Genomic DNA, 12,831 nt, shown 5'->3' with positions numbered 1-12,831 from the left:
CACATTGATAGTGAGTCAATTTTATAATCCGTTAAAATAGCTTTGCAATATGGTTTGCGCTGCGACTTGATCCAGCATTTCTTTTTGCGCACGACCTTTAATGCCAGATTGATTCAATAAATCGCTTGCCTCAACCGAGCTGTAGCGTTCATCAACGAGCATGACGGGCAAATTAAAGCGGCCATTTAGCCGCCTTGCAAACTTTTTGCAGAGTTGTGTGACGCTGGTTTCAGCACCATCTAAACTTAATGGCAAGCCCACAATCAGTAACTTTGGCTGCCATTCTTTGACTAGTTTGCTAATCGCTTCAAAGCGAACTTCGTTGCTTTCATTATCTATCGTCACCAGTGGATTGGCTGTTGCTAATAAGTGCTCGCCAACCGCTACACCTATTCTTTGTTCGCCAAAATCAAAACATAACACGGTACTGGCTAATACTATTTTGGCGTCGTAAACGCTTTCGTTATCTATCAATTGGCCGTGAGTTGCTGGTTTTGCATTAACATCGTTCGCCATTAAGCGTGACCTGCTACGTCTGACAACATGGCAGGGTCAACCCCTAATAGCGCCATGGTTGCGTTTAATTTTTCATCGTAATCTAATTCGTACAGAATTTTGTGTAAGGTTTCCACATCTTTTGCCTGTACAGAGAGCCATGAGTTTTGTTTGATTTCTTCCTCAAGTTGTCCTGGTGTCCAGCCGGCATAGCCTAGTGTTAGCAGCATTTTTTCGGGGCCACTACCAATCGCGACAGATTCCAAAATATCTTTAGATGTAGTCAGTGCGGTATTTTCTGCAATAGTAATGGTGCTATCCCATTCGCCAGCCGCTGTTTCGTGCAGTACAAAGCCACGTTCGGGTTGTACTGGACCACCATACAATACGGGCGTGTCTGCAACTGCAAAATTCAGCAGTTCAACCTTGATTTTTTCAAACAGCGTGTCGTAGGTAATGTCGGTAGGGCGGTTAATCATCACGCCCATTGCACCTTCTTGATTATGCGTGCAGATAAATGTGACGGATTTTGCGAAAAATGGGTCTGTCATGGCGGGCATCGCGATGAGAAAATGACCTGTGAGGTTGATGTTTTCCAATGGTTTTATTCTATCATATCTAATTGTTTAATATGGCTATTTTAGCTATTGTTGCTAGCTTCTAAATACCCCGTAACTTCTAAGCCAAAGCCTGTCATGCTTGGCATTTTTCGCGGTGTGGCGAGTAATTTCATTTTACCTACGCCAATATCTAGCAGGATTTGTGAACCTATACCGTAAGTGCGCAACTCTTGGTTGATGCGTATTTTCTCATCGGCGCCTTGAATACGTTCGATAAGGGCTTCGCCAGTTTCTTGCTGATGTAATAACACCATCACGCCAGATTCGGCATTGGCAATCACTTTCATCGCATCAAGTGTATTCCAGCTATGTGTGCAACTGCTGCTATCCAGTAAGTCGAAAATAGAAAGTGGTTCATGCACGCGCACCAGCGTTTCTTGTGCTGCGTTTGGTTCGCCCTTAATGAGCGCTAAATGTGTTTCTTTAGCGATTTTGTCACGGTAAGCAATCAGCTTCATTTCGCCGTAAGGTGTTTGAATGGTGCGTTCTGCCGCGCGCTCAACTAGACGTTCAGTTTGGGCGCGATATTGAATTAAATCTGCAATCGTGCCGATCTTAAGCTGATGTTCGACGGCAAACAGCATTAAGTCTGGCAAACGTGCCATGCTGCCGTCATCTTTTAAAATTTCGCAAATCACGCTGGTGGGTTCGCAGCCTGCTAGCTTAGCTAAGTCGCAACCAGCTTCAGTGTGCCCTGCGCGTACTAGTACGCCACCGTCCATCGCCGCGAGAGGAAAAATATGCCCTGGGCTGACAATGTCTTGCGGCTTTGCGTTTTTTGCTACGGCAGCTTGGACCGTACGTGCGCGGTCAGCCGCAGAAATGCCCGTAGTGACACCTTCAGCTGCTTCAATTGATACCGTGAAATTAGTACCCATGCGCGCACCATTTTTTTGCACCATTTTTGTTAGGTTTAACTGGCGGCAGCGGTCTTCCGTTAATGTTAAGCAAATCAAGCCACGACCATGTTTAGCCATAAAATTGATATGTTCTGCGGTAGAGAATTCTGCGGCTAAGACTAAATCGCCTTCGTTTTCGCGATTTTCATCATCGACTAGCACCACCATACGGCCGTGTTTGATTTCTTCAATGATTTCTTGCGCCGTGCTGATTGTTTGGTTGTTACTCATTCAGTCGATGTTTCCTTAAGTTCTTGTTTACTAGCTGCTTGCTGGCTCTGCTGCCCAAAGTGTCATGCGTTCTACATAACGTGCGATTTGGTCAACCTCTAGATTCACCTGACTTCCAGCTTTTAAAAATTGTAGCGAGGTATTTTCTAGCGTATGCGGAATCAAGTTCATGCTAAACACATCGGAGGAAATAGTGTTAACGGTTAGGCTCACGCCATTCACGCAGATGGAGCCTTTGACTGAAATATATTTTGAAATAGCGTGTGGCGCGCGAATATCCAGCTTCCAGCAGTCGCCTAATGGTTCAAAAAACACTACCTCGCCAACGCCATCCACATGGCCACTCACCAAGTGGCCGCCTAGCCTGTCACTTAGTCGCAATGCTTTTTCCAGATTAACTGCATTTGGCTTATCCAGCCCGATGGTGACTGACAAAGACTCTTTGGAAACATGTGCTTCGAAATGGGATTCATTAAAAGTAATGGCAGTCAGGCAAACGCCATTTACAGCAATGCTGTCGCCGATTTTAACGTCCTGCATCTCTAGCCCTGAGCAGCTAATGTTGAGTTTTACGTCGTCGCCCATTGGCGTTACGCGTTCGATTTGACCTACGGTCTGTATGATGCCTGTAAACATAGCGTAATTTTATCAGACTTGTTGTGACAGCTAAACTGATTAATTTTTTCAACTATATTTTAAGTAATTTTTTAAGCCAATTTGTTTTAAGCTAATCGGTAACCCTGTTAGAATTTGGCTTATGTTACAAAAAATAAAATCAATCTTCGCTCACTTCTCCGTATTTGAATTATTCGTTGGCATGCGTTACACGCGTGCTAAACGTAAAAATCATTTCATTTCATTTATCTCACTTACCAGCATGATAGGCATCGCGCTGGGCGTGGCGGCGCTCATTATTGTGCTGTCGGTGATGAATGGTTTTCAAAAAGATCTGCGCACGCGAATTTTGGGTGTGGCTTCGCATTTGGAAATTACAGGCAGTAATAACACGCTGAGTGATTGGCCTAATATTGCAGAGTCATCGGTTAAGCGCGAGCATGTGTTGGCAAGCGCGCCTTACATCACGGCGCAGGCTATGTTGAGTTATGGTCAAGGGGTGCAGGGCGCTATTATTCGTGGTGTGATACCTGCGGCTGAAGATAAAGTTGCCGATTTAGGTAAAAGCATGCGCGTCGGCACTTTAAATGACTTACGCGCGGGTGAGTTTGGCATAATTTTAGGCACGGACTTGGCGTATAACTTAGGCGCGCAAATGGGCGATAAAGTGGTTGTAATGGCGCCGCAAGGGCAGTTTACACCAGCGGGTGTGGTGCCACGTTTAAAACAGTTTACCGTGATTGGTTTGTTCAGCAGTGGTATGCAGGAATACGACGCCGGCTTGGCGCTTATTCACATGGATGACGCGGCTAAGTTGTACCGTATGGATAATAAGGTGTCAGGCGTTCGCTTAAAGTTGGATGATTTATTTATTGCCCCTAATGTGGCTGCCTCAATTTCTAAAGACTTGAATCAGCCCTCCAATCCAACTGGCGCTTATTACGTGACCGATTGGACGCAGCAGCATTCGAATTTTTTCAAAGCTGTGCAAATGGAAAAGCGCGTGATGTTTATTATTTTGACGTTAATCGTGGCAGTGGCAGCGTTTAATATCGTATCCACACTAGTGATGGCGGTTACAGATAAACGTGCCGACATTGCGATTATGCGCACATTCGGCGCGAGTCCAGCCAGTATCATGGCGATTTTTATCGTACAGGGTGCGCTAATCGGCTTAATCGGTACCTTGATAGGTGCAGTATTTGGCGTGATTGTTGCGCTGAATATTGATGTGATTATTCCGTTTATTGAAGGCTTATTTCACATACAATTTTTGGCAAAAGATGTGTATCAAATCAGCGAAGTCCCTTCAGATTTAATTTGGTCTGACGTAACGACGATTGTGATTGTCTCATTTGTATTAAGTCTGCTTGCCACTTTATATCCTAGCTGGCGCGCTAGTAAAATCAATCCAGCTGAGGCTTTACGTTATGAGTAGCATGGTGAATAACAAGGCGAGTAGCATAGTATTTTGCCGCGACTTGCAAAAAACCTATGAGGGTTTAGACGTTGCGGTATTAAATGGCATCGACCTAAACGTGAGTGCAGGTGAGCAGATTGCGATTGTCGGTACCTCTGGATCTGGCAAAAGTACCTTGTTACATTTACTGGGTGGATTGGATGTGCCAAGCAGTGGCGAAGTGCGTATTCTCGACCAAAATCTTGCAGCCATGAGCGAAGCCAAAAAAGGCGAAATTCGCAATCAGTCGCTAGGCTTTGTCTATCAGTTTCATCATTTACTACCAGAGTTTACCGCGCTTGAAAATGTTGCCATGCCCTTGTTTATACGCCGTATGCCACGAGAGCAAGCGCTTACATTAGCAGCTGAAACGCTCACTAAGGTTGGCTTGAAGCACCGTATGGAGCATATGCCAGGTGAACTTTCAGGCGGCGAACGTCAGCGTGCCGCAGTGGCGCGCGCATTGGTCACGCAGCCGCAATGCATTTTGGCTGATGAGCCTACAGGAAATCTCGATCGCCATACCGCACATGCGGTCTTTGATTTGTTGCTGGAAGTAAATCAATTGCAACAAAGAAGCTTAGTGGTGGTGACGCATGACCTAGAGTTGGCGAAAAAAATGCAGCGCCAATACAAGCTGGTTGACGGCAAACTACAACCTTTGTAGGTAATAAGCGCTGTGATTTTTGCTGCACTGATGTTTGTTTTTGGTGCTTGGAATGTACAACAATTGGCGCAACTCCCAAGTGTGACTTGGTTGATTTGCGCTTTTTTTATAGCGGTTGCCATCCTCGTCACTCATTCGCGTTTTTCTTCCGATTATCTCCACCCCATTTACCTTAGCTTCAAGCTTTTAAAGCAAACTTTATTTTGCGCCGCTGCCTTTTTATTAGGTATTTGCTGGGCGAGTGGTTTTGCTTATTGGCGTATGAGCGATGCGTTGCCGCATGCTTGGGAGCAAAAAAACATTGCTATTGAGGGCGTGGTGGCGAGTGTTCCCGAAGCTACGGAGCGCGGAGAGCGCTTTAAATTTGATGTGGAAAAGATATTTACAAAGGGCGCAATTGTTCCCAAACACATCAGTTTGAATCACTATCGTAGTAATCCATATAGTAGTTATAAGGGTGACAGAGAAGAAACTACTGATTTAAATCAACTTCATGCAGGTGAGCGTTGGTCGCTAGTGGTGCGCTTAAAGCGACCGCATGGTACAGTAAATCCACACGGCTTTGACTTTGAATCATGGGCGCTGGCGGAAAATATACGTGCTACAGGCAGCATAAAAAGCAAAGCTGGCATCAAAAAGATAGATGACTTCGTTTGGCGGCCTAGCTATATCGTGGAGCACCTGCGTGAACAAGTACAAAAACGGATCACAAAGGTGCTGGCTGGCAAACCATATAGCGGTGTTATTCAAGCGTTGGTGATGGGCGATGATAGTCAAATTAGTGTGGAAGATTGGCAGGTGTTTTTACGGACTGGTACCTCACATTTAATGTCGATTTCCGGCCTTCACATTACGATGTTGGCTGGGCTGGCGTTTGGTTTCGTGAGTTTTTTCTGGAGACGAAGCCATTATTTAGTAATGAAGCTGCCTACACGCAAAGCTGCGACTATTGCTGGCGTGGTGGTAGCTTTGGCATACTCGTTGATTGCCGGTTTCTCTGTGCCGTCACAACGCACTTTTTATATGCTTTTGGTCTTTGCTGTTGCATTGTGGTCAGGTCGGCAACTAGTTATTTCACAAGTCTTGGCAATGGCTTTGTTCATTGTGGTTTTGCTTGATCCTTGGGCGGTAAGTTCGCCCGGTTTTTGGTTGTCGTTTGGCGCTGTCGCTATGTTGGCTTATGCGCTGGGTGGGCGTGTCGGTCAAACTCATTGGTTTCAAGCCGCGCTAAAAACGCAATATGCAGTCACCATCGGCATGCTGCCATTATTGTTAGTGATGTTTGGGCAAGCTTCAATCATTTCGCCTATTGCTAACGCCTTCGCAATTCCATTGATTAGCTTTGTTGTGACGCCATTGGCGTTGCTAGGAAGTTTTTTGCCTATAGATACACCGTTAAGCCTGTCATATAAAGCTTTAGAAATTGGTATGCTGGCACTTAAATGGCTAAATCAGCTGCCGATGGCCACTTGGCAACAACACGAACCTGCGGCGTGGACCTTGATTCCGGCAATGCTTGGTGTACTTTGGTTATTGCTACCGCGTGGCTTTCCTATGCGGTGGATGGGTTTGCTAGGCTTTCTGCCTATGTTGCTGCTTGCGCCAACGCGACCTGCATTGGGCGATATGAAAGTCACGGTGTTAGACGTAGGGCAAGGTTTAAGTGTGGTCGTGCAGACCGCTAAACACAACATGGTTTACGACTCTGGTCCTAAGTATAATGAACAAAGTGACGCAGGCAGCCGAATAGTCGTACCATTTTTGCATGGTGAAGGCATCAAAAAAGTGGATGGTTTTGTTGTTAGTCATAATGACATTGACCATAGTGGTGGCATGGCGTCTGTTTTTGCGCTGATGCCTGTTACGTGGCTCGATAGCTCATTGCCAGAAGATGCTGATATTCCAGATACACAAAGAAAAATGCATTGTTTCGCAGGTCAGGTATGGATTTGGGATGACGTACAGTTTGAAATGCTGCATCCGCGTGCTGAAAGTTATGATGATGAAAACATTAAAGATAATGACCGAAGCTGCGTATTAAAAGTGACCAGTCAAGCAGGTAGTGTGTTATTGACAGGTGATATTGAAAAGCCTGATGAGCTCGAGTTACTTAATTTAGAAACCGATAAATTAAAAAGTGATGTGATAGTCGTGCCACATCATGGCAGTAAAACCTCTTCAACGCCTGATTTTATTGCAGCAGTGGCACCTAGAGTTAGCATTTTTACTAATGGCTATTTAAATCGCTTTGGTCACCCTAAGCCTGTGGTATTTGAGCGCTATCGAGCAACACAAAGTTTGTTGTATCGATCTGATTACAATGGTGCAATTGAAATGGATTTTGTAAGTAAACGTAATATTCAAATTGTAAGTTGGCGAAACCAATACAGACGCTATTGGCAAGATAGTTTTGAGTCCCTTAATTAAAATCAACAATTAAATGCTGGTAATTTAAAACTAGCGACATGTAAAGTTTGTAAAGCAATGCACTAGAAGCTTGCCCAAATGCGGGCGACAAGCTAAAGTATCGGGGATAAGTTTCAGCAAGTTTTTTACAAAAAGATTCATCACGATTAATATAAAATTTTTAGGAGTTGCACTGTGTGGCAAATTATTTTAGCAGCGGGTTGGCCAATTTGGCCGCTAATCATAGCGTCAGTGGTAGCCTTGGCAATTATCGGCGAGCGCGCTTTTGCATTGCGTGAGAGCACAGTCGCACCACCTAACCTATTGCCAGAAGTACAAGCTTGGCTTAATAAAGGTGGTGTGACTAAAGAAACAATCAGCCGTTTAGAACAGCACTCATTGTTAGGTCAGCTATTTGCTAGCGCGCTATCCAATGCAAAAAACTCACGTGAAATCACTAAAGAAGCCATTGAAGAAACTGGCCGTGCAGTTGCGCATAGTTTAGAAAAGTATCTCTCGACTTTAGGCACTATTGCTACCGTTGCGCCATTGTTAGGGCTTTTAGGTACTGTGATTGGTATGGTTGAGTTGTTTGGTGCGTTTACTAGTACCGGCCATGATATTGCTCAATTTGCACGTGGTATTTCTGTTGCCTTGTATAACACTGCAGCAGGTATTGTAGTAGCTGTGCCAGCGATGATTGCTTATCGTTATTTTCGCTCTAAAGTAGACGACTTATTAGTAGGCATGGAGCAACAGGCGATTAAGCTGGTTGAAATTATTCACGGTGAACGCAAGTAATTCGTGTTAAATCATATTAATACTGTCCTGCTTTTACTTGCGGTACTCACAGCACTAACATTGTAAAAGCGACTTGTTTTAAGATGATTTGAAACGAATTTAGTTAAAGGAATACAACATGAATTTTCAACGTGGAAAGCGCCATGAAGAGCTAGAGATGAATCTCGTGCCTTTAATCGACGTATTGCTAGTGATCATTATTTTCTTGGTCGTAAGTGCAACGTTCTCACGCACCAGCGAATTGCAAATTAATTTGCCAACGGCTGAAGCAAATGCGCCGCAAGAAAAGCCATTGACGATTGAAGTCGGTGTCGATGCAACAGGTAAATATATAGTAAATGGTAAAGGATTAGCTGATTCTTCAGTCGCGGGTATTAGCGCAGCACTGCAAGCTGCAGTAAATGGTAGCAAAGAAGAGCCTACCATCATCATCAATGCTGATGCTAAAGGCGCTTTCCAATTCGTTATCGATGTGATGGAAGCCTCACGTACAGCAGGTTACACGCATATTACGTTTGCGACGCAATCAAAAGCTGGCTAATAATTTTCTATTTTTTATATTCATTTTTTGATTTTCAACGTTGACGGTAAAAATGTCGAAAATTACCGTTAAAGAAGCAATGCTAAAGCTAAATACATCCGGCGCGTCCAATTCAAAAATATTATATTTACGTCTATTTAAATATGCATGGAAATATAAAACAGTTTTTTTGATTGGCGTGCTCGCCTTAGTCTTTTTGTCAGCCAGCAACACTCTCTTTTTGGCAACTATCAAACAAGTGACTGACGAAGGCTTCGTGAAACAAAGCCCGGACATGGTCAGATATCTGCCTTTTATGCTATTCGGCTTATTAGCATTCCGTGCAATTTCTGGATTTCTCTCAGGTTTTTCTATGCGCTGGGTTGCGCGTCGCATTGTCGGCGACTTGCGAATAGATATTTTTCACCAACTCATGCGACTCCCGATTAGCTATTTTGACGAGCAATCTGCTGGGATTTTAATTTCCAAAATCACCTATGATGTAGAGCAGATGGCGAATGCTGCGACAAAGTCTTCGTTAACTTTGGTGCGCGATTCTTTAACTACGGTTGGCATCGTTGGCTACATGGTGTATTTAGACTGGCGATTGACAATGATTTTTGTCTTAATCGCCCCTATTATGGCATTTTATCTAAAAACCATGACACCCCAGTTGCGCAATGCTGGTAAAGAAGTCCAGTCATCCATTGGTGAGATGACTAAAGTAGCTGAAGAGGCCGTTTCTGGTCAGCGTATTGTGAAAATTTTTGGCGCCCAAGCTTATGAAAATGAGCGTTTTGCAAAAGTGGTCAACAAAAATCGTCACATGCAAATCCGCTTAGCGCGACTCTCAAGCTTAAATAGCATGGTGGTAGAGCTGCTTGCGGCAGTTTCATTAGGGCTTGTAGTTTACTACGCCGTTGGTCGATTTAGTGCTGGTGAGTTTGCTGCATTTGTTGGCGCATTATTGATGCTGATTGCGCCAATTAAGAACCTAACGGCGATGAACGAAGATGTTCAGGTTGCGCTTGCCGCGGCGCAAAGTGTATTCGGCGTGATTGATATTAAACCAGAGCTGGATGAGGGTAATAAAGTATTTAGCCGTAGCCAAGGTGAAATAGAATTTAAGCACGTCAGTCTTAGTTATAGTAACGCCAAGCGCCTTTCACTAAAGGACGTTAGTTTTAATATAAAGCCTGGTGAAAAGCTGGCTTTAGTAGGCAGGTCTGGCGGCGGTAAAACCACCCTAGTAAACCTACTGCCAAGATTTTATGAGCTTCAACTAGGGCAAGTATTGTTAGATGGCATTGATATGCGCTCTTTGTCGCTGGCTGATTTGCGCCAACAATTTTCTTTGGTTAGCCAAGATGTGATTTTGTTCAATGATACGGTATTTAATAATATCGCGTATGGCGTGAAACGCAATGCAAGTGAAGAAGATGTTATTAATGCTGCAAAAGCAGCATTTGCTTGGGATTTTATTCAACAACTACCTAAAGGCTTGCAAAATGAGATTGGTGATAGAGGCGTGCGTTTGTCTGGTGGTCAGCGTCAACGTATTGCCATCGCCCGCGCAATTCTAAAAAATGCACCTATACTATTGCTGGATGAAGCGACTTCCGCGTTAGATACCGAATCTGAGCAACATGTCCAAGCTGCGTTAGATACCTTAATGCAAAATCGCACAAGCATCGTTATCGCCCATCGTTTAAGCACCATTGAAAACGCAGATCGCATTATGGTGATGGAGCAAGGTGAAATTGTAGAAAGCGGTACGCATACTGACTTGATGGCGCTAGGTGGTCATTATGCTAAGCTGTATCAAAAGCAATTCAATTAACTACTTAATTATCCGCTTGAGCAGATGAATAATTGGTTCCAAAAACAGTGGTCTTCATATAGTTTGTGGCATATTTTACTGGTCCCACTTTCTTGGATTTTTTTTGTCGTTACCTCTGTTAGGAAGTTCCTATATAGCCTAGGTTGGCTAAAAAGCACTCGCCTAGGTGTCCCTGTGATTGTCGTTGGTAACATTACTGTGGGTGGAACAGGTAAAACACCGCTAGTTATTTGGCTAGCAGAACAGTTGCAGCTTGCCGGTTTTAAGCCTGGAATTATAAGTCGAGGCTATGGAGGGAGCTCAAAGCTAGCTACCGCTGTATTTGCGAATAGTAATCCTCAGCTAGTGGGGGACGAACCCGTTTTAATTACTAAGCGTACGGCTTGCCCCATGTTTGTTGGGGCTAATCGAGTAGCTGCAGGGCAGACCTTATTGCAAACCAATCCAAAGTGCGATGTGATTATTAGTGACGACGGCTTGCAGCATTATGCCTTGCAGCGCGACTTTGAGATTACTTTAGTCAACTCAAATAGCGGGTTTGGCAATCAACTTTTGTTACCAGCTGGGCCACTCCGAGAGAAGCTTTCAAGGTTACGGTCTGTAGATGCAATTGTAGATAGTGGTAATGAGGCAGCTTCTGCTATTGCTTTTAAAGAAACTCTGCAAGCGCCCATACTTAACATGACGCTGCAAGGCGAGTACTTTGAATCTTTGGATGGCTCAGAAACTAAGCAGCCCGCTAGCTATTTTGCTGATAAAAAATTAGTGGCGATTGCTGGCATAGGCAATCCTGAGCGGTTTTTTAATCTATTATCTGGTTTAGGTCTACAATTTGAGCGTAAGGCATTTGCCGATCATCATGCGTTTACAAAGCAAGACTTAATGCAGTTTTCAGGTAAAACTATTCTAATGACAGAAAAAGATGCCGTAAAATGTGCAATATTCACTACGAGTGATGCATGGTGTTTGCCTGTTGCAGCGACAATAGGTGCTCCAAGTCAAACATCTCTTATTACGCTTATTTTGCAAAAATTGGGAATTTAATGATGGATACAAAACTACTACAAATTTTAGTTTGCCCGGTAACTAAAGGCTCGCTTATCTTTAATAAAACTACGAATGAGTTAATTTCTAAGTCTGCAGGTTTAGCGTACCCAATTAAAGACGGCATTCCAGTGATGCTAGAGGAAGAAGCTCGCAAGCTAACAGATGAAGAAATTGCCTAGTTTGAATTCTCAAACGCTAGAGTTTTATGTAGTTATTCCTGCACGCTATGCTAGCACTAGGCTGCCTGGTAAGCCGTTGCTAGATATTGCAGGCAAGCCTATGGTAGTGTGGGTGGCGGAACGTGCAAAAAATAGCGGCGCTAAACAAATTGTCGTTGCAACTGATGACTTGCGTATTGTTGATGTAGTCAATCAATACGGTCATCAAGTCATAATGACGCGAGCCGATCATGTGAGTGGTACTGATAGAATCGCGGAAGTGGCGTTGGCACAACAATGGCCTGATGATGCCATTGTTGTCAATGTGCAAGGCGACGAACCTTTAATAGAAGCTTCTCTGATTGTTGAAGTCGCTAACACTTTGAGCAATCATCCCGAGTCAGTTATGGCAACGGCATGCCACGCAATACACAGTAAAGCCGACTTCTTAAATCCTAATATCGTTAAGGTGGTATTAGATTCGCAAAGCAATGCATTGTATTTCAGCAGGGCGCCAATTCCATATCCTAGAGATGTTTTTGCGGTGAATTCAGATTTACCAGAAAATATGCCTATCTATAGGCATATTGGGATTTATGCTTATCGCGCAAAATTTCTTAAACAATATGCGAGCATTCAGCCAAGCATGCTTGAGCAGATAGAATCCTTAGAGCAGCTTCGTGTACTACATCACGGCTATAAAATTTCAGTATCAATTTCTCAAAACGCACCCGCAGCTGGCGTAGATACACAAGAAGACCTGGATTATGTTCGCAGCGTAATGTGCTAGCGCGCTGGCTTACGTCAACATTAAAGTTCATTCTCGCTTCAAGAGATCCACAGTTACGCAAATAAAGCTGCGAATGTTCTTGCAGTAAATAGCTAGGTTTGCTATAGTCTCACCTCTCGACGCAACATATGTCGAATCGGACGCGGGATGGAGCAGTCTGGCAGCTCGTCGGGCTCATAACCCGAAGGTCACAGGTTCAAATCCTGTTCCCGCAACCAAAGATTTAAAGTGTGTATTAATACCGTTAATAATAAATGTGAAATGTTTCAAATTTATGATTGAC

At 43.9% G+C, this 12,831-nt stretch carries 13 protein-coding genes and 1 tRNA gene; 10 read left to right on the top strand and 4 right to left on the bottom strand.

Annotated elements, in window-relative coordinates:
* Positions 1 to 21: 21 nt before the first annotated feature.
* From ruvX to PSU72_RS02100, 4 genes are read right to left on the bottom strand one after another with little or no spacing between them, the layout of a single operon-like run.
* Positions 22 to 516, bottom strand: coding sequence for a Holliday junction resolvase RuvX (gene ruvX, locus PSU72_RS02115; RefSeq protein ID WP_300430193.1), 495 nt, complete (start codon positions 514 to 516; stop codon positions 22 to 24).
* Positions 516 to 1,094, bottom strand: a complete 579-nt coding sequence (locus PSU72_RS02110; RefSeq protein WP_300430191.1) for a YqgE/AlgH family protein — start codon at positions 1,092 to 1,094, stop codon at positions 516 to 518. The genes ruvX and PSU72_RS02110 overlap by 1 nt, the downstream gene beginning before the upstream one ends.
* Positions 1,095 to 1,135: 41 nt before the next feature.
* Positions 1,136 to 2,245 (bottom strand): bifunctional 3,4-dihydroxy-2-butanone-4-phosphate synthase/GTP cyclohydrolase II, encoded by a 1,110-nt coding sequence (ribBA, locus tag PSU72_RS02105; RefSeq protein ID WP_300430189.1) that lies wholly within the window; start codon positions 2,243 to 2,245, stop codon positions 1,136 to 1,138.
* Positions 2,246 to 2,275: 30 nt separating this feature from the next.
* Positions 2,276 to 2,881, bottom strand: coding sequence for a riboflavin synthase (locus PSU72_RS02100; protein WP_300430187.1), 606 nt, complete (start codon positions 2,879 to 2,881; stop codon positions 2,276 to 2,278).
* 121 nt (positions 2,882 to 3,002) lie between these two features.
* Between PSU72_RS02100 and PSU72_RS02095 the strand changes: the two genes are divergently transcribed.
* The 10 genes from PSU72_RS02095 to PSU72_RS02050 all read left to right on the top strand — a co-directional run bounded on the left by PSU72_RS02095 (position 3,003) and on the right by PSU72_RS02050 (position 12,766).
* Positions 3,003 to 4,298 (top strand): lipoprotein-releasing ABC transporter permease subunit, encoded by a 1,296-nt coding sequence (locus tag PSU72_RS02095; protein WP_300430185.1) that lies wholly within the window; start codon positions 3,003 to 3,005, stop codon positions 4,296 to 4,298.
* Complete coding sequence (gene lolD, locus PSU72_RS02090) at positions 4,291 to 4,986, top strand: lipoprotein-releasing ABC transporter ATP-binding protein LolD (RefSeq protein WP_300430183.1); 696 nt, start codon at positions 4,291 to 4,293, stop codon at positions 4,984 to 4,986. Before PSU72_RS02095 ends, lolD begins: the two co-directional genes overlap by 8 nt.
* A gap of 12 nt (positions 4,987 to 4,998) precedes the next feature.
* Complete coding sequence (locus PSU72_RS02085; protein ID WP_300430181.1) at positions 4,999 to 7,413, top strand: DNA internalization-related competence protein ComEC/Rec2; 2,415 nt, start codon at positions 4,999 to 5,001, stop codon at positions 7,411 to 7,413.
* 174 nt (positions 7,414 to 7,587) lie between these two features.
* Positions 7,588 to 8,193 carry a MotA/TolQ/ExbB proton channel family protein gene (locus PSU72_RS02080; protein WP_300430179.1) on the top strand — a complete coding sequence of 202 codons (606 nt, stop codon included), beginning with the start codon at positions 7,588 to 7,590 and terminating at the stop codon, positions 8,191 to 8,193.
* A 118-nt stretch (positions 8,194 to 8,311) separates the two neighbouring features.
* Complete coding sequence (locus tag PSU72_RS02075) at positions 8,312 to 8,734, top strand: biopolymer transporter ExbD (protein ID WP_300430177.1); 423 nt, start codon at positions 8,312 to 8,314, stop codon at positions 8,732 to 8,734.
* 52 nt (positions 8,735 to 8,786) lie between these two features.
* Entirely contained in the window at positions 8,787 to 10,553 is a 1,767-nt protein-coding gene (gene msbA / locus PSU72_RS02070; RefSeq protein WP_300430175.1) for a lipid A export permease/ATP-binding protein MsbA, read from the top strand.
* 24 nt (positions 10,554 to 10,577) lie between these two features.
* Positions 10,578 to 11,597 (top strand): tetraacyldisaccharide 4'-kinase, encoded by a 1,020-nt coding sequence (gene lpxK, locus PSU72_RS02065; protein ID WP_300430174.1) that lies wholly within the window; start codon positions 10,578 to 10,580, stop codon positions 11,595 to 11,597.
* Between the two features lie 2 nt (positions 11,598 to 11,599).
* Positions 11,600 to 11,779 (top strand): Trm112 family protein, encoded by a 180-nt coding sequence (locus tag PSU72_RS02060; protein ID WP_300430222.1) that lies wholly within the window; start codon positions 11,600 to 11,602, stop codon positions 11,777 to 11,779.
* The gene (gene kdsB, locus PSU72_RS02055) at positions 11,763 to 12,548 is read left to right on the top strand and encodes a 3-deoxy-manno-octulosonate cytidylyltransferase (RefSeq protein ID WP_300430172.1); all 786 of its coding nucleotides are present in this window, start codon (positions 11,763 to 11,765) and stop codon (positions 12,546 to 12,548) included. Before PSU72_RS02060 ends, kdsB begins: the two co-directional genes overlap by 17 nt.
* 141 nt (positions 12,549 to 12,689) lie before the next feature.
* Positions 12,690 to 12,766 (top strand) — tRNA-Met (locus tag PSU72_RS02050).
* Positions 12,767 to 12,831: the final 65 nt, after the last annotated feature.

Source organism: Methylotenera sp. (assembly GCF_029945535.1).
Classification (GTDB): domain Bacteria; phylum Pseudomonadota; class Gammaproteobacteria; order Burkholderiales; family Methylophilaceae; genus Methylotenera.
This window is presented reverse-complemented; position numbering and strand designations above follow the sequence as displayed.